This is a genomic window from Parendozoicomonas haliclonae, from assembly GCF_900174585.1.
In the GTDB taxonomy this organism is placed as follows: Bacteria; Pseudomonadota; Gammaproteobacteria; order Pseudomonadales; family Endozoicomonadaceae; genus Sansalvadorimonas; species Sansalvadorimonas haliclonae.
On sequence record NZ_FWPT01000009.1, the window covers coordinates 218543 to 233463 of the forward strand.

Annotated in this window: 15 protein-coding genes and 1 pseudogene; 10 read left to right on the top strand and 6 right to left on the bottom strand. The window is 51.8% G+C overall.

Annotated elements, in window-relative coordinates; all coding sequences use genetic code 11:
• The first annotated feature begins 46 nt into the window (after positions 1 to 46).
• From ribB to EHSB41UT_RS18745, 3 genes are read left to right on the top strand one after another with little or no spacing between them, the layout of a single operon-like run.
• A complete protein-coding gene (gene ribB / locus EHSB41UT_RS18735) occupies positions 47 to 781 on the top strand; it encodes a 3,4-dihydroxy-2-butanone-4-phosphate synthase (RefSeq protein WP_087112387.1) in 735 nt (244 codons plus the stop codon).
• A complete protein-coding gene (locus tag EHSB41UT_RS18740; protein WP_087112388.1) occupies positions 774 to 1322 on the top strand; it encodes a flavin reductase family protein in 549 nt (182 codons plus the stop codon). The genes ribB and EHSB41UT_RS18740 overlap by 8 nt, the downstream gene beginning before the upstream one ends.
• 11 nt (positions 1323 to 1333) lie before the next feature.
• Positions 1334 to 2752: an amidase gene (locus EHSB41UT_RS18745; RefSeq protein WP_165767326.1), complete on the top strand. Its 1419-nt coding sequence runs from the start codon at positions 1334 to 1336 to the stop codon at positions 2750 to 2752.
• A gap of 35 nt (positions 2753 to 2787) precedes the next feature.
• Here the strand turns inward: EHSB41UT_RS18745 and EHSB41UT_RS18750 are convergent, their stop codons facing one another.
• Complete coding sequence (locus EHSB41UT_RS18750; RefSeq protein WP_087112390.1) at positions 2788 to 3228, bottom strand: acyl-CoA thioesterase; 441 nt, start codon at positions 3226 to 3228, stop codon at positions 2788 to 2790.
• A gap of 206 nt (positions 3229 to 3434) precedes the next feature.
• Between EHSB41UT_RS18750 and EHSB41UT_RS18755 the strand changes: the two genes are divergently transcribed.
• Positions 3435 to 4493 (top strand): TetR/AcrR family transcriptional regulator, encoded by a 1059-nt coding sequence (locus EHSB41UT_RS18755; protein ID WP_087112391.1) that lies wholly within the window; start codon positions 3435 to 3437, stop codon positions 4491 to 4493.
• A gap of 35 nt (positions 4494 to 4528) precedes the next feature.
• Positions 4529 to 5959, top strand: coding sequence for an NAD-dependent succinate-semialdehyde dehydrogenase (locus tag EHSB41UT_RS18760; RefSeq protein ID WP_087112392.1), 1431 nt, complete (start codon positions 4529 to 4531; stop codon positions 5957 to 5959).
• Between the two features lie 43 nt (positions 5960 to 6002).
• Here EHSB41UT_RS18760 and EHSB41UT_RS18765 read toward each other — a convergent pair whose 3' ends face one another.
• A complete protein-coding gene (locus tag EHSB41UT_RS18765) occupies positions 6003 to 7349 on the bottom strand; it encodes a flavin-containing monooxygenase (RefSeq protein WP_087112393.1) in 1347 nt (448 codons plus the stop codon).
• 167 nt (positions 7350 to 7516) lie between these two features.
• On the opposite strand from EHSB41UT_RS18765, the gene EHSB41UT_RS18770 reads away from it, so the two are divergent.
• From EHSB41UT_RS18770 to EHSB41UT_RS18775, 3 genes are all read left to right on the top strand, one after another.
• On the top strand, positions 7517 to 8167 hold the full coding sequence (locus EHSB41UT_RS18770; RefSeq protein WP_165767327.1) for a TetR/AcrR family transcriptional regulator: 651 nt from the start codon (positions 7517 to 7519) through the stop codon (positions 8165 to 8167).
• Between the two features lie 222 nt (positions 8168 to 8389).
• Positions 8390 to 8560, top strand: a complete 171-nt coding sequence (locus EHSB41UT_RS24660) for a hypothetical protein (protein WP_165767328.1) — start codon at positions 8390 to 8392, stop codon at positions 8558 to 8560.
• A gap of 9 nt (positions 8561 to 8569) precedes the next feature.
• Positions 8570 to 9811: a B12-binding domain-containing radical SAM protein gene (locus EHSB41UT_RS18775; protein WP_087112395.1), complete on the top strand. Its 1242-nt coding sequence runs from the start codon at positions 8570 to 8572 to the stop codon at positions 9809 to 9811.
• A gap of 76 nt (positions 9812 to 9887) precedes the next feature.
• Here the strand turns inward: EHSB41UT_RS18775 and EHSB41UT_RS18780 are convergent, their stop codons facing one another.
• Genes EHSB41UT_RS18780 through EHSB41UT_RS18790 form a run of 3 tightly spaced genes read right to left on the bottom strand, consistent with a single transcriptional unit; the run spans position 9888 to position 11992 of the window.
• Entirely contained in the window at positions 9888 to 10478 is a 591-nt protein-coding gene (locus EHSB41UT_RS18780; protein WP_087112396.1) for an NADPH-dependent FMN reductase, read from the bottom strand.
• Entirely contained in the window at positions 10475 to 11449 is a 975-nt protein-coding gene (locus EHSB41UT_RS18785; protein ID WP_087112397.1) for a sterol desaturase family protein, read from the bottom strand. Before EHSB41UT_RS18785 ends, EHSB41UT_RS18780 begins: the two co-directional genes overlap by 4 nt.
• 12 nt (positions 11450 to 11461) lie before the next feature.
• Positions 11462 to 11992: a GyrI-like domain-containing protein gene (locus EHSB41UT_RS18790; RefSeq protein ID WP_087112398.1), complete on the bottom strand. Its 531-nt coding sequence runs from the start codon at positions 11990 to 11992 to the stop codon at positions 11462 to 11464.
• A 334-nt stretch (positions 11993 to 12326) separates the two neighbouring features.
• Between EHSB41UT_RS18790 and EHSB41UT_RS18795 the strand changes: the two genes are divergently transcribed.
• Positions 12327 to 13766: a glycerophosphodiester phosphodiesterase gene (locus tag EHSB41UT_RS18795; RefSeq protein ID WP_087112399.1), complete on the top strand. Its 1440-nt coding sequence runs from the start codon at positions 12327 to 12329 to the stop codon at positions 13764 to 13766.
• On the top strand, positions 13763 to 14833 hold the full coding sequence (locus tag EHSB41UT_RS18800; protein ID WP_087112400.1) for a hypothetical protein: 1071 nt from the start codon (positions 13763 to 13765) through the stop codon (positions 14831 to 14833). The genes EHSB41UT_RS18795 and EHSB41UT_RS18800 overlap by 4 nt, the downstream gene beginning before the upstream one ends.
• On the opposite strand, the pseudogene EHSB41UT_RS25050 reads toward EHSB41UT_RS18800, so the two are convergent.
• A pseudogene (locus EHSB41UT_RS25050) lies at positions 14823 to 14921 on the bottom strand (IS30 family transposase); the annotation flags it as partial. The gene EHSB41UT_RS18800 and the pseudogene EHSB41UT_RS25050 sit on opposite strands and share 11 nt — an antisense overlap.

Sequence of the window (14921 nt, forward strand, 5' to 3'; positions counted from 1 at the left end):
GGATTTGAATATCGAGTGAACGTTCACTCATAAGGAAATAATAACAATGACGCACACTCTTTTGGAGGCGTTTTCACGGGAAGATCAGGCGTTGCAGGTTGAAGCACCTGCCGCTGATGCGGCGACAGCCGACTCCTCGTTTGGCCATGATGTTCTGGCTTCGGTTGATGAGATCGTCGAGATCGCCCGTCAGGGCGGCATGTTTATCCTGGTGGATGATGAGAACCGGGAGAATGAAGGTGATCTGGTGATCGCCGCAGATGCCGTGACGCCCGAGGTCATTAATTTTATGGCCCGCTATGGCCGTGGATTGATCTGTCTGCCGTTAGTACCGGAGCGTGCTGACCAGCTGGGCCTGACCCTGCAGCCTTGCCGCGGCCGTTCCCGCAACGGCACCGCCTTTACTGTTTCTATTGAAGCCCGTGATGGTGTGACCACGGGTATCTCTGCCAAAGACCGTGCCACAACGGTTCAGGCGGCTGCCAATCCGGATTGCACCCTCCACGATCTGGTGACTCCTGGTCATATCTTTCCTCTGATCGCCAAAGCGGGTGGTGTGTTGGAACGCCCCGGCCATACCGAAGCGTCGGTGGATTTTATGAAGCTGGCCGGTCGTGAGCCGGTGGCGGTGATCTGCGAGATTATGAACGACGATGGCACGATGGCACGGTTACCGGAGCTGATGGCTTTTGCCCGTCGTCATCAGCTGAAAATCGGAACCATTGATGAATTGATTGGCAACACATTGATGAAGAAGCAGGGAGAGCAGAACCATGTCTGAGTCCGTCAAAATGATTGCTGACCAACAGCCACAACTGGCTGATCAGTTTCGTCAGGCTATGCGCGAACTGGCTGCGGCAGTGCATGTGATCACCACCGGTGATGTCAATCAGCGCAGTGGTCTGACGGCCACGGCCGTATGTTCTTTGTCTATGGAGCCGGCTTCCATCCTAGTGTGCGTCAACAAAAGTGCCAGTGCGATGCCATTGCTGGAAAAGAGTGGTCAGTTCTGTGTGAATATTCTTGGCCAGCAGCAGTCATCTGTAGCGGATGTCTTTGCCGGTCGTACCGGCTGCGAGGCCCATGAACGCTTTGAGGAAGCGGGCAGCTGGACGCCGGCCTGGGATGGCGTTGAGATGCTGGATGGTGCGCTGGCCAATGTGGTGTGTGATCTGACCAGTGCGGTTGAATCCGGAACCCATGTGATCTGTATCGGTCAGGTGAAGGAAGTGCGGTTGGCCTCAGGTTCTGCACCTCTGATTTACTCCCGACAGGGCTACGACACTTTGCTGTCCACGGCGCAGACGTCTGCGGCTGTTTAATGGGAGGCTTTATGGATAAGCCGAAGGAAACAGCCGTACATAAGCTTAGTGCTCAGGAACTGCTGACAGCCTATAAGCAGCGCACGCTGTCGCCGGTCGATGTGATGCAGGCGACACTGGATCGAGTAGAGCGGCTGAATCCACAGCTGAATGCGCTCTACCATCTGGCACCGGAACAGGCACTGGCGGAAGCCCGCGAATCGGAACAACGCTGGCTGAAAGGCCAACCAAAAGGTTTGCTGGATGGGATTCCAACCTCAGTCAAGGATGCGCTGCCAGTCTCCGGCATGCCGGTCTATCGGGGCAGTGCAGCCACTGCTGATAGCGGTGAGTATCCGAAAGAGAACTGCCCTGCGGTTGATCGCCTGCAGGAGCAGGGCGCCATAGTCTATGGCAAATCAACCATGTGCGACTTTGGCATTCTACCGGCCGGTTACAGTTCCCGCTTTGGCCCAACCCGTAACCCGATAAATCCTGCGTTCAACACTGGTGGTTCCAGCTCCGGTGCAGCGGCTGCGGTTGCTGCCGGCTTTGAGCCTCTCAGTCTGGGCACCGATATAGTCGGTTCCATTCGTCTGCCAGCATCGTTTTGTGGGCTGTATGGGCTGAAGCCAAGCCAGGGGCGCGTGCCGTATTATTTTCCCAATAATCCGGCTTTAGTGGCGGGTCCCATGACCCGCACTGTGGCAGATGCGGCATTGATGATGAATGTAATTACCCAGCCGGATAAACGGGACTTTACCGCGCTGTTGTACGACAAGGTGAACTATCTGGATTTTCTGGATAAACGACCACGTAATGCAACGGTTGGACTGCTGACCGATCTGGGTTTCGGTACCCCGGTTGATAGTGAGGTTGCAAAGGCTGTGCAGAGTGCGGGTGAGGCATTCCGTGAGCTGGGTTTTGCGGTACAGGAGATTGCTTCGCCTTTTCGTGAGGCAGATGAGCGTTGCGCCGAGCGTTACTACATGGGCCGCTGCAGTGCCGAGTTTCATAACTGTGCGGAGGCTCAGAAGCCTCGGGCTGAAGTGATTCAGCAGTGGGTCACGGATATTGCCGATCACAGCGCTACGGCCTTTTTTAATGATTGGCTGGCGATGCAAAAGCTGCGTGAGAAGGCGTACCAGATGATGGCGGATGTGGATTTTCTTCTGCTGCCATCCGTTCCTGTGCCGGCCTATGCTGGCGAGTTACCGGCGGCTGATCCTGACAAGCTGTTTGAACCCTGGGTAAATAACTTTCTGTTTAATCTCACGGGTCAGCCGGCGGCCTCCATTAATTGCGGTTATACCGAAGCAGGCTTGCCTATTGGGCTGCAGATTGTTGGAAAGCGGTTTGATGATCTGGGCGTGCTGCAGATGTCTGCCTTATTTGAAAAAGCATTTGTTGAGCAGAACGGTACACCGGTGTTGGCTGGGCTGGAGCTGTAAATGAGGCTGCCAGCACTACTCGGCAGCCCTAATGCTTACTGTGCCAGCGACATCATGATCTTACGGAAGTGCTCAGGCACCGGTGCGGATTTATTCGTGCTTTTATTCACATACACATGGGTAAAAGTGCCAGTGGCTGAGGCCTGTTCCGCGCCGGCTTTAAACAGCGCCAAACCGTATTGTACGGAACTGCTGCCAATCCGGTTGATAACCAGTCCGACTTCCACTTCATCGGGATAAGAGACAGAGTTCAGATAGTTGCACTGGGAGTGGACCACATAGAACACCGATTCATCGGATAAGGGCTGCAGTCCGCATTCGCGCATCAGAAAGTGGCCGATGGCATCATCGAAGTAGGCGTAGTACTTGCTGTTGTTCATATGACCGTAATGGTCGTTATCGTCCCAGCGGGTTCGGGAACTGAAGAAATATTTATAGTGTCGTTTTTCAGAGGGGCACTGCACGGGGTCTGCCATCTTGGAGTTCCTGGTTATTTTGGTATTGTTGCTTTTATTATCGGGAATGATCGTTCGTTCGGGTATTGAAATCAACCCGCTTTTCTAGTGATGGAAGACCTTGGGTTGAGCGTAAACCGCCAGCCTTGGTAGAGTCAGAGCATTGCTACGCAGATTGTGGCTATTCAGAGTATCGGTTGCGGTTCAGGTTAGGGAGCAGAGAGTTTATGAGTGGTGTAGATATCCAGCAGCTTCTCAATATCAGGATGGAGAAGGGCGAGGGCAATCAGGTTGTGGCCTGGAGTGATGTCTCTGCTCAACTGCCTGCATCAGGCAGCGAATTGCCTCGCTGGCTGCTGACCGCAGTGGCTGATGCCTGTGCCCAGAATGGCGCGTCCCGGGCCTGCGATACGGGGATGCAGGCGGATCTGGAAGACAGTAGTCGTCGTTTTTTCACAACCGGTGAAGGCCATCGATTACTGGCAGTTTCAGAACCCATCTATGCACGACCTGACCTTGCAGCCTGGCAGACCCGGCTCTATCGTCTGAAAGAGCAGGAGCGTCATTCCCCCGAAAGCCTGATTGCTGACTTTTCTCACAGTTATCGTCTGGTGCCGGTATCGAAAGCAGTCACTGTGAAAACGGAGCAGCCGGTTAAGGATGAGGCTCCTTCGGTGGAATCTGGCAGTTTTATGAGCAGCCAGCCGGAAACCATAGCCGACAAGCGCCGTCAACAGATCTTCAAAGGGGCTTGTGAAGTGTTTTCCAAAAAGGGTTTTGGCTCTGCCACGATCCGGGAAATCGCCAAGGCTGCCGAGATCACTATCCCGACCATGTACAAATATATCCGCACCAAGGAAGACATCCTGTTTATGATCACCCAGGTGTGCATGGAAGAAATCTTCGCCTACTTCAAAGAAGCACTGAAGCGCAAAGAGGCGGCTGACCAGAAGATGAAAAGTGCGATCCGCGCCTATGTTCATTACGTCAGCAAAAACCGCCGTCATATTAATCTGGTTTACCGGGAGACCAGAGCTCTGAATGCCGAGAACCGTAATCGTATTTTTAATATTGAACGGGACTTTATGGCGCTTTGGGAAAAAATTATTGCCGATGGCATTGAGGAAAAGGTGTTCCGGCCTACCGACACTTTCCTGGCTGCCAATATGATCTATTTCTTCTGCAATGTCTGGGCGCTCCGGCACTGGAGCCTGGAAGGTTATTCCGAGCAGGAGATTTACGACAAGCTGGTTGAATTTATTATGCCCGGTCTGCAGCAGGGCTGAACTGAATATTCACAATAACAACACAAGAGTCCGTTATGGATCGAATTAATAATAAAACACTGTTGTCCATTTTGTGTGCACCGGGAGATAACACCCTGTCGGTAGTTAATCCGGCAACCGGAGAACTGTTGGGGCATATCCCGACCCAGACGGAAGCCGAAATTGAACAGGCCATCTCTCTGGCAGAAGAGGCAGGGAATAGCTGGAAGCAGAAGACTGCCAAGGAGCGGGCTCTGGTTTTGCAGCGCTGGTATCGTCTGGTGATGGATAACCAGAATGATCTGGCTCGGTTGATGACCCTTGAGCAGGGCAAACCATTGGCAGAAGCCAAAGGCGAGGTGGCTTATGGCGCTTCGTTTATCGAGTGGTTCGCCGAGGAAGCCAAGCGTGCCTGCGGCGACACTATCCCTGGTCATACCGGTGACAGACGGCTGCTGACTATCAAGCAGCCGGTGGGTGTCGTCGGTGCGATTACTCCCTGGAACTTCCCGCTGGCGATGATTACCCGCAAGGCCGCTCCGGCACTGGCGGCTGGTTGCAGCTTTGTCTGCAAACCTGCCAACCAGACACCTTTGACAGCCTATGCCGTGGTAGAACTGGCTTATCAGGCAGGCATTCCCAAAGATCTGTTACAGCTGGTGATTCATCAATCTCCGGAAGTGGTGGGCAGAGTACTGTGCGCATCAGAAACCGTACGTAAGTTGTCGTTTACTGGGTCAACCCGGGTTGGTCGTCTGCTGGCCAGAGACTGCGCACCAACGATCAAGCGCATGTCCCTTGAATTGGGTGGTAATGCTCCGTTCGTGGTATTTGATGATGCGGATATTGATGCGGCTGTCTCCGGTGCCCTTGCGTCCAAGTTCCGTAATGCCGGGCAGACCTGTGTATGTGCCAATCGCTTCTATATCCATGATGATGTTTATGACGCTTTTATGGATAAATTTATTGCCGCAGTGGATCAGCTGACTCTGGGTAATGGTCTGGATGAAAGTGTCTTTGTCGGGCCTGTTATCGAGGCCTCTGCCAAACAGCGTCTGCAGCGTTTGGTAGAGCGTACGGTTGAGCAGGGTTCCCGTGTCGTCAAAGGCGGACAACCACAGGATGGACTGTTTGTTGAACCCACCATTCTGGCTGATGTTGAACAGCATATGGATATTGTTCAGGAGGAGATTTTTGGTCCGGTGGCTCCGGTGTTGCGCTTCTCCAGTGATGAGCAACTGATCGCTATGGCGAACGATACCATTTACGGACTGGCGGCCTATTTCTACAGCCGGGATATTTCCCGTATCTGGCGTGTGGCTGAAGCCCTGGATTACGGCATGGTTGGTATCAATGAAGGAGTCATGTCCACCGAGGTTGCTCCCTTTGGTGGGGTGAAACAGTCAGGGTTGGGGCGTGAAGGTGCACGGGAAGGTATTGAAGAGTACCTGGAAACCAAATACCTCTGTTTTGGTGGTATTCAATAGGCGTAATATCAGTAACCCCGCCTGTGCGGGGTACTGTTATTTTCTAAATTCCAACTTTAGCGGCCAGTTTTTCATACCCCTCAGTCCAACCAAAGTCCTTACGCATGGTTTCCATGGCTTTCTGGTAGGAACGCGAATTGGTGTAGCCGGTATGGCGGGCACTGTCGATAAAGCGGATATTGCCGCTGAGATCAGGCTCAGGCCCTTCAATATATCTTTGAATGGTTTTAGCCTGCAGAGGATTGTCTTTTTGGGCCTGAATGACATTAGCGATCAGGAAGGCCATATCGTCAAAAAGTTTGTAGGCTCCGCCATTGGTTTCTACAAAGCCGTTAATAAACAGGCTGGGATAGTCTTTGTTGAATATTTTCAAAAAAGTCTGTGGGCGTTCGTTCTTCCAGGGGAAGTAAAGGTTGTTGAGGTAAGGGATACGCCAGTGGTAACCGGTTGCCAGAATGATCAGATCAATATCAGCGCTGCTGTCATCGTCAAAATAAACAGTGTTACCTTCCAGGTGGTCAATATCCGGCTTGGCAATTAAATCGCCATGCTGCAGATAATGAAGAACCTGGGTATTCATAATGGGATGGCTGGTCATGACTTTATGGTCAGGGTTTTTCAGGCCCAGTCGGGTCAGATCACCGTTAAGCATTCGCAGCAGGAACCCGAAACTCTTCTGCTTCAGCCACATGGGCATCCAGTCCGATTTGGCTCCGAACACATCCGCCGGTTCTCCCATGATATGTTTGGGAACAAAGTGATAACCCCGGCGAAGACTGAGATAACCTTGTTTCGCGTTAAATCCGGCATCGCTGGCAATATCCACACCTGAGTTGCCCGCACCAACCACCAGAACCCGCTTGTCCCTGAGCATGGCGGTATCGTGATAATCCACCGCATGAATGATCTTACCGTGAAAGTTTTCTTCTCCTTTCAAGGTGGGGCGGTTTGGGTGCCAGTTCGTGCCGTTGGCACAGACAACCCAACGATAGTTTTCTGTCGTCGTCAGGCCATTATGGGTGGATTCGAGCTGCCAATACTGTTCTTGTTTCCGGACATTATTGACCACCGTGTTAAAGCGAATGTCGGCTTCAAGGTCAAAGGTTTTCGCGAAGGATTGGATATACGTCAGTATCTGCTCATTGGACGGGTAGTCCGGATAATGGTCAGGCATGGGAAAGCCCTGATGACCGGACATGGTGCGTGAAGAAATAAAATGTGCTGTCCGGTACATGGGAGAACCAGGGTTGCTTCGATCCCAGATACCACCAACATTGCTGTGTTTCTCAAACACATCAAAGGGGATCTTCAGCGCCTTCAATGCGCGGGCAGTTGCCAGTCCAGCAGGTCCGGCGCCAATAATCGCCACCCGGTCGAGGGAGTCAGTCATTCTTTTTATGCCCTGATGTTGTTATTTGTAAAATCTTAAATTTTTTAAGGTTTGAACCTTAAAGGATGAAATCGACCTCCGTCAATAATCTTAAAAAGTTTAAGGTTTTGGCTTTTGGGCCAATACGTTATGATGTCCATCTGAGTTACGAAACTGTTGGAGAGGTTGTGCAAACAAAAAAAACAGAAGCGCGAAGCCCAAGTCAGCAGAGGAGCCGGGAGCGTGTTGATGCCATTCTGAATGCCGCCAGGGAATTGATCGAAGAAAAAGGCAGTGCACATCTGAAAATTCAGGATATTGCTGAACGCGCGGGCGTAACAGCAGGCTCAATGTATCAGTATTTTCCCAATAAAATGGCTATTGTTCATGCGTTGGCCGAACGTTATATCGATCAGATGCGGAGTATTCTGAAAACGGCACTTGCCCAGGAATTTACGACACCGGAAGACTGTATCGAGGCGTTAAGCGGCGCTCTGGACGAGATGCTGGCCTTGAACCTCAGGAACTCTTTTATTCGGGATGTTTGGATCAGCCTTGCCGCTGATAAAACCATCGAAGATATGGATATCAAAGACAGTCGAGCCAACGCTGGGTTGCTTCTGGAAAAAATTGAGCCTTTTATTCCCCCGGAAAATCGTGAAGGTGTGTGGGATCAGCTGTTCCTGATGATGCATCTCAGTAGCGCCACGATTAATCTCGCGCTCAGCCTTGAACCGGAAGAGGGCATCAGAGTGCTGGCGGCAAGCAAGCGTATGTTTTCAGATTTTATTTTCCAGCGTATCGGGCAGAGCGTGCAGAAAACAACACCTATCGTCTGACTCCCTTCCTCCTTCTAAATCTCTGAGAACCACTCATAGCAGGCATCCACCAGAGGTGGATCTGCTCAATAGTTGTTGTTTGTCTTTGTTGACAATAAATGTCGTGGGCAGTAAATTGTCGTCATTGATAACAAAAGAGTTCTGCTGCCCGCACTCTGATATTGGAGTAAGTTATGGCGCGAGGATGGCAGAGATTCGCAACCCTGAATCTGGAGAAGTGATATGCCCTGGACGAATTGGCTCGGTATTGCCCTGCTGGTGTGGGTCGCCTGGGATTTATGGGCCGGTAGTGTCTGGCTCCACCGGGAGTTCACTCGCCAATATGAACCTGTCGCCTACTGGTGTCTGATGCTGGTCTGGCTGGGTGTCGCTGTGTCCTGTTTCTATTGGTAAGGGACTGTTATGAATATTCTGGTTATCAAGGCCTCCGCCAACAGTCTGTTCAAGGACTATAAAAAAGCATCCGGTACACCGCCGCAAAGTATCAACGCACTGGCCGCAGCGACACCGGACAGCCACTATCTGACAGTGTGGGATGAAACCAGTATGGGGCCGGCTGACCCGAGTGTCTGGCCGGATCTGGTGGCTATCTTTATGTCCACTCCCGATGCCTATCGGGGTTATGAACTGGGTGACTATTTTCGCAATCAGGGCGTGCCGGTGGTTTTTGGTGGCCTGCATGCCACCTTTGTTCCCGACGAAACCCTACAGCATGCCGATGCCATTATGCTGGGCGAGGCAGAAAACCTCTGGCCTACTCTGCTAAAGGATTTTGAGCTGGGCTACCTGGATAAGCGTTACGAGTCGTCTACTCCTCCAGCCATGGAAACGATTAAACCGTTGCCCCATCAGACCATGGATCTTTCCGCTTATGGTGAGTTCGGTATGGTAATGGTGTCCCGTGGATGCAAGTTCAAATGTGAATACTGCGCGGTTCATCGCTTTTTCCCGACGTTCCGCTATCGTCCGGTCGGTGAGGTGGTCGATGAGATTCGTAACTCCGGCCTGCAATACCTGGAACTGCATGCCGACAATCTGATGGCTGACAAAGACTACGCCATGGAGCTGTTCCAGGCGATCAAGCCTCTGGGTATCAACTGGATGGCAGAAGCGACCCTGAACTTTGCCGAACATCCGGAACTACTGGAAGCGGCAGCAGAGAGTGGTCTGTTCTCGCTGCTGGTGGGCTTGGAAACGCCGGCACAAAGTGCACTGGATGCCTCCGGCAAACGCTTTATGCGCGTGGACCGGGCCAAGGAAAATATTGCCCGTCTGCATGAGTACCAGATCGCCGTGGACTCTGCCATGCTGTTTGGCTTCGATCAGCATGGTCCGGAGATCTTTGAAGAGACACTGGACTTTGTCGATGAGATCGAACTGGATACTTGCACCTCTGCGATACTTACCCCATTCCCGGGAACACTGCTGTATGAGCGTCTGGAAAACGAAGGCCGGCTGCTGACCAAAGACTGGTCAATGTATGACTGCAGTCATGCGGTATTCAAGCCGGCGCTGATGTCAGCACAGGAGCTGGAAGAAGGTGCGGACTGGTTCCATCAGAAGTACAACAGCCTGGGGCGTTCTGCCAAACGTAAGGTGACCCGGGCTCGTAATCTGGGGTTGATGAACTCTTTGTATTTCTAACATTCAGCCAGACAATAAGAAGCCCCGATCAGTATGTTCTGATCGGGGCTTCTTATTGGACTACTTTTTTAGTCGCTTAAGACATCCCGTTAGGATGCTCCTCCAGTCCAGCCATCAGTGCGGGACGAACCGGCGACAGAGCCAGAGTGTAGCTCTTTAGCATCTCGATGCAGTAAGCGGTACGACCGGCGAGATAGGCATTGCTCTTTTCCTGCGCCGGCTCAGGTTGAGCCAGCCAAAGCTGTTCCACATCCCGCAGGATCAGGTGTTCCGGAAGATAGAGCAGGCGGGCATTTTTGTAACCGCTGCTGCGCATTTCGTCGATAACAAAGGCACCACCCTGGCCAGCAGAGATGGCAACCAGCAGGCTGGGCTTATGGCCCAGTTGCTGACTGTTGCACCAGAGCAGCAGATTTTTGGCTGCTGCCGGGGCCATACCATTCCATTCGGGGACGACAAAGATAAAGGCATCGGCAGCCGCCAGGGTCTCCCGGGCTTCAAGAACCCGAGGGTCCTTGAAGCCGGTGCCGTTCCAGATTGGCAGATCCAGCGTATGCAGATCGAGAATCCGGGCCTGGCCGGAGAAATAGTGCTGATTAAGATGTTCACTGATACGGGCACTTTGTGAGTTGGCCCGTGAGCTGCAACTGATGATTGCTACATTCATGCAGGTTTCCGATACGGCTGTTGGTTTATTGTCGTTTTTATGGTCGCGTCAGCCTGTTCTTTTGCCTGCTTCTGCTTTTGTTCCTGCTCCCAGGCCCAGGTCGGCGAGAGGCACAGCAGTTTGATGCGATAACTCCAGCTCGGTGCGGACCAGAGTCGCTGGCCCAGCTTTAAATAGCCGGAGAAGAAGATCTTCACCGGATTTACGGAGTTGATCCGTGGGAACACGCCATACTTTACCGGTTCCTCTTCTTTGGCAAAAGTTCCAAACATGCGGTCCCAGATAATAAAGATGCCGGCATAGTTCTTATCGAGATACTGGCGGTTGGTGGCATGGTGAACCCGATGGTGGGACGGAGTATTCATAATGGCTTCAATCGGGCGGGGCAGACGACGCACACTCTCGGTATGCAGCAGAGTCTGGTAAACCTGCACTATCACTTCGCAGCAGAATACGATGACCGGGTGGAAACCCATCAGCACCAGCGGTACATGGAAGAAGAACGGGAAGAACCAATCCATCGGACCATGGCGGTAGGCGACAGAAATATTAAAGTGCGGTGAGCTGTGGTGGACGGTATGTGTCGCCCAGCCAAAGCCGTTGACATGCAGGAAACGGTGCTCCCAGTAATAAGCCAGATCAGCAAGAATCAGACAGCCGAGAATGGTCCAGCCTGTGATGGGCAGATCGGCAATCCGGAATTCATAGGCGACAAAAAAGGCGGCTGTATACCCTGTGGCAATCAAGGCTGTCAGGCTAATAAAACCGGCCAGAGTAATAAAGTTGGCAACAGTGTCACCGGCCAGATCTTTGGTAAATCGACCTTTAATAACATAGCGGGTCATTTCGACCACAAAGACCAGCATGGCCAGTACAAAGAACCAGTCATCGACAAACAGTTCCAGGTCCCAGACCTGTTTGGGCAGCCATGTCGCGCCCATATATTCATTAATAGTATTTAGAAATTCCATACTCCCACTCCCTTATCGATACAGCACCAGCAGACTGGTGGATATGACCTGGCCGGATGGATCGACCTTATGTTGTTCCAGAATGGCTTCGGTACCTTTGCTGTAATCCAGATCGGACCAGCCATACAGTTCCTCGTGGCTGTACTTGCCAGCCGGCAAAAGCGTCTGGTAGCTGCCACGGGGCACCGGTTGTGTTTCGATGGTCGATTTCAAATCACGCACATCGTATCCAATGGTGATCCTGGCGTTGTCGAACCCTTCACTGATGTCCTGGTAGAGCACATAGATGCTGGGCTGCTTGTTGCTGACCAGTTCGTGCAGTCCGGTCTGGGCATAAAACTCCTGCCACAGGCTGTTGATCTCCGTCATCGGTACTTGCTTGGTAATACCGGCAAGAATATGGACATCGGGATACTGGGCAGCAGGCTTTTCCGGTTGGACAACCGTTTCGGCTGCAGACAGTGGTACCGGCTGAAAGAGCACGGCGCTGAATACGACAGCACAGATGGCAATTGTGGAAAGGATGGAAGCAGGCAGGTTCACAGGTGTCTCCCTATAAATTTATTTATTATCTGGTGTGACAATATATTTCTGTGTGTATTTTGTCAATGTTGGCAATAAATGATTGGTGTCGTTTATGGTGAGAATTGCAGACGACACGGTTGGATATGTTTCGGGATAAACAAGTGTCTAATTAATCCAAATATCACAGTGTGAAGGTTTATTTTTCGCTTTATGGTCAGGGGTTAATCAATTGATTGGGTGTGTCGCAAATTAATAGTCGGTGGTTTTGGCAGGGTTGATATAAATCAATCAGTCACTGGTGGTGGGGCGTTATATTCCCGCGTTCTCTCGTTAGTGCAAAACATAAGCGGACATGCCTTTATTACCCACGCCATTAAAATACCTGCTGGTGTTTTTGATACCCTTTGTCCTGACGGCCTGTCAGTCTGCCCCAAAAAAGCCACCCCGTATTATTCCTCCTGAATTAAAACACTTCCCGGCAGATGTTCGGAGTGATGTTGATGGTGTTGTCGATCTCCAATTGGCGTTGGCTGATCGTGATCTTTACCTGTCAGGCTTTGGCGATATCAAGATGCTGAAGCCGGAGCTGTGTCCCATCGAGGTTTCTGCGCACAGAGGCGACTTCCGTCGTCCGGAAAGCAGCCGGGAAGCCATTATTTTTGCCACAACCAATAACTATGATTCGATTGAGATCGATGTGATGCTGCTCCGGGATGATACCTGGGTGAACTTCCATGATCCCCATACCGGTCGGGCTGCTGTGCACGTTGATGGCGAAGGCTACCAGATTGAACGGATGGATATTGATGATTTTGTCGGTTTGCGCCTCCGTGATAAGGAAACCGGTGAAATTATTAATGCCCGCCCGATTACCGCTTATGAAGCTTTCTCTACATTTGCCCAGGCGCGTCAGCCTCATCAGAAATTGAATGTGGAAATCAAATCCGATGCCGAGCGCAAGGATCTGGCCATACTCGACTATATGTTGAAGAAGATCGTTGGTGCCGGGGCGTACTATTACTCAGCCAGCGATATCGAGATTCTGGAAACCCTGCGGGAAATTGATCACGACGTGTATCTGGGGCTGGTTCAGCAGGCTCAACCCAGCTCTGTTGATCAACTGGTCAATGATCTTCGCAGAGGCACCAAGAACGATGCCTATTACCGTTACTATCAAAACCGCATCGAGAACGCCAGTGAGTTTGGCCGTCGTTACTACCGCAATAAGAAGTTCAAGGATTACCGCAACAGTGCCGGCCTGAGAGCCATTGCCCAGAAGATTGGCCCGAATGCCGGTCTGCATCTGGATATTCGTGGTTATGCCGAGCGTCCGTACATCAAGGGTATGGCTCATCAGCGTGGTATCAAGGTGTTGACGTATACCATCAACGGTACCGATTACCATCAGTCACGCCTGCTTCGTCTGCCGCGCAAGTCACTGCCGGACGGAGTGATTGTTGATACCAGCCCGTATCGTATTTGTCAGCTATTGTACCCCTCGGCCAAACCTCGCCACCAGTATCAGCCAACCACCGTCGCCGGAAAGTATGTAAGCGAGCTGCCTCAGGATGCAGACTTTGATCGTTTCCTCTCTGAGATGACCGGTTACTACCAGGAAGGCTATTACATCAATATGAAAGGCGATCTTCGTCGGGTTAATCAGCCAGCCGCGCCGAGACAATCCCGCCCAGTCAGCAACAGTGCGTTCCAGTTCCCGGACATCAAAGATGGCGAAGTGAACACCGAACAGTCTGACGCGATTCTTATTCAACTGCCTGGCCACGGAATATGACCCAGACCAACAGCCCTTTTGCTGCCGAACTGTTGCGCCGTAACGCGCAACAGGGTGACGGTCAGGATGACCATGGCAGTTCTGAACAGAACAAAAAGAAAAAGGCCAAACACTCCAGCACCGGTGGTTCCCCCGTTGCCTGGATGACCTTTATGTTGATCTGCTCGGTGCTCTATCTGATCCCCGAAGCGGTCTTTAATGCGGTATTAACGACAGTGGCCGGTGGACAGCAATCTACCGTTGAAGATCTGCATGTCGCCGAACTGTTTGGCCGGACGATCAGTGGTATTGGTGTCAGTCTGCTGCTGGCAGATTTGATTATCAAAGGCCGTCTGGCGACTCGCTTCTGTCGTTCGCTAATGGTTCTTTTGATGATTCTGGTAGTGGCCTGGCCTACAGTTTTCTTTGGCCAAAAATGGCTGGTGGACTACCTGATCATTAACCCTTCCACTTCAGAGCAGCGTCAGCAGGCATTCTTTGCCCAGATGCTGCGACGGGCTCTGGTAGAAAAATCTGTGGTGGTTGAAGGCATTCAATACCAGCCGGATGCCGTCCATAGCGCGGAAGAAAAAACCTTTCTATCGGTGATTGGTGGTCTGGTGTATGCCGACAATCATCTGATTACCGAGCTGGAACGCCGCAAGGTGGAAATCGTTTCCAAGTTCGTTCGTGATCAGGCCATGAACAACTTTACCGACCATTACCAGACGTACGACCAGTTCCGTAAGCAGCTGCGTGGTCAGTATCTCAACTATCGTAAACAGTCCCAGGTTTATAATCAGGCCATTGCTGATTCCGGTGTGCGGGCAGATGAATACTGGCTGCAGATGCAGAATGAGATTGCCGATGGCTGGCGTCTGTACCAGAAAGGGGAGATGGCTTTTGAAGCACGGCTGGATGGCCGTGCCCAGGAAGTGGCACCGAAGATCTACGACTATTTTGAACGCCGGGGTAAGTGCCAGAGCTATAACAGCAGTTCCAGCCGGGGCCGCTGCCTTGAACGTCTGGATGATCGCTATCGGGAGATGCCTAGTATCAGTTTTGAAGCGCGACACCCTAACAGTTAAGGAAGCAGTGGATGGGTGACTTATAGCCCAACCTCTTTCTTGGACGACGATTAAGTTCATTGGCTATGGCATCACATTCTCTTTGAGT

Coding starts and splice junctions, on each gene's coding strand:
- EHSB41UT_RS18775 (WP_087112395.1), top strand. CDS start 8,570: ATGAATATTCTGGTTATCAAGGCCTCCGCCAACAGTCTGTTCAAGGAC.
- EHSB41UT_RS18740 (WP_087112388.1), top strand. CDS start 774: ATGTCTGAGTCCGTCAAAATGATTGCTGACCAACAGCCACAACTGGCT.
- EHSB41UT_RS18745 (WP_165767326.1), top strand. CDS start 1,334: ATGGATAAGCCGAAGGAAACAGCCGTACATAAGCTTAGTGCTCAGGAA.
- EHSB41UT_RS18750 (WP_087112390.1), bottom strand. CDS start 3,228: ATGGCAGACCCCGTGCAGTGCCCCTCTGAAAAACGACACTATAAATAT.
- EHSB41UT_RS24660 (WP_165767328.1), top strand. CDS start 8,390: ATGCCCTGGACGAATTGGCTCGGTATTGCCCTGCTGGTGTGGGTCGCC.
- EHSB41UT_RS18760 (WP_087112392.1), top strand. CDS start 4,529: ATGGATCGAATTAATAATAAAACACTGTTGTCCATTTTGTGTGCACCG.
- EHSB41UT_RS18755 (WP_087112391.1), top strand. CDS start 3,435: ATGAGTGGTGTAGATATCCAGCAGCTTCTCAATATCAGGATGGAGAAG.
- EHSB41UT_RS18765 (WP_087112393.1), bottom strand. CDS start 7,349: ATGACTGACTCCCTCGACCGGGTGGCGATTATTGGCGCCGGACCTGCT.
- EHSB41UT_RS18795 (WP_087112399.1), top strand. CDS start 12,327: ATGCCTTTATTACCCACGCCATTAAAATACCTGCTGGTGTTTTTGATA.
- EHSB41UT_RS18780 (WP_087112396.1), bottom strand. CDS start 10,478: ATGAATGTAGCAATCATCAGTTGCAGCTCACGGGCCAACTCACAAAGT.
- EHSB41UT_RS18800 (WP_087112400.1), top strand. CDS start 13,763: ATGACCCAGACCAACAGCCCTTTTGCTGCCGAACTGTTGCGCCGTAAC.
- EHSB41UT_RS18785 (WP_087112397.1), bottom strand. CDS start 11,449: ATGGAATTTCTAAATACTATTAATGAATATATGGGCGCGACATGGCTG.
- ribB (WP_087112387.1), top strand. CDS start 47: ATGACGCACACTCTTTTGGAGGCGTTTTCACGGGAAGATCAGGCGTTG.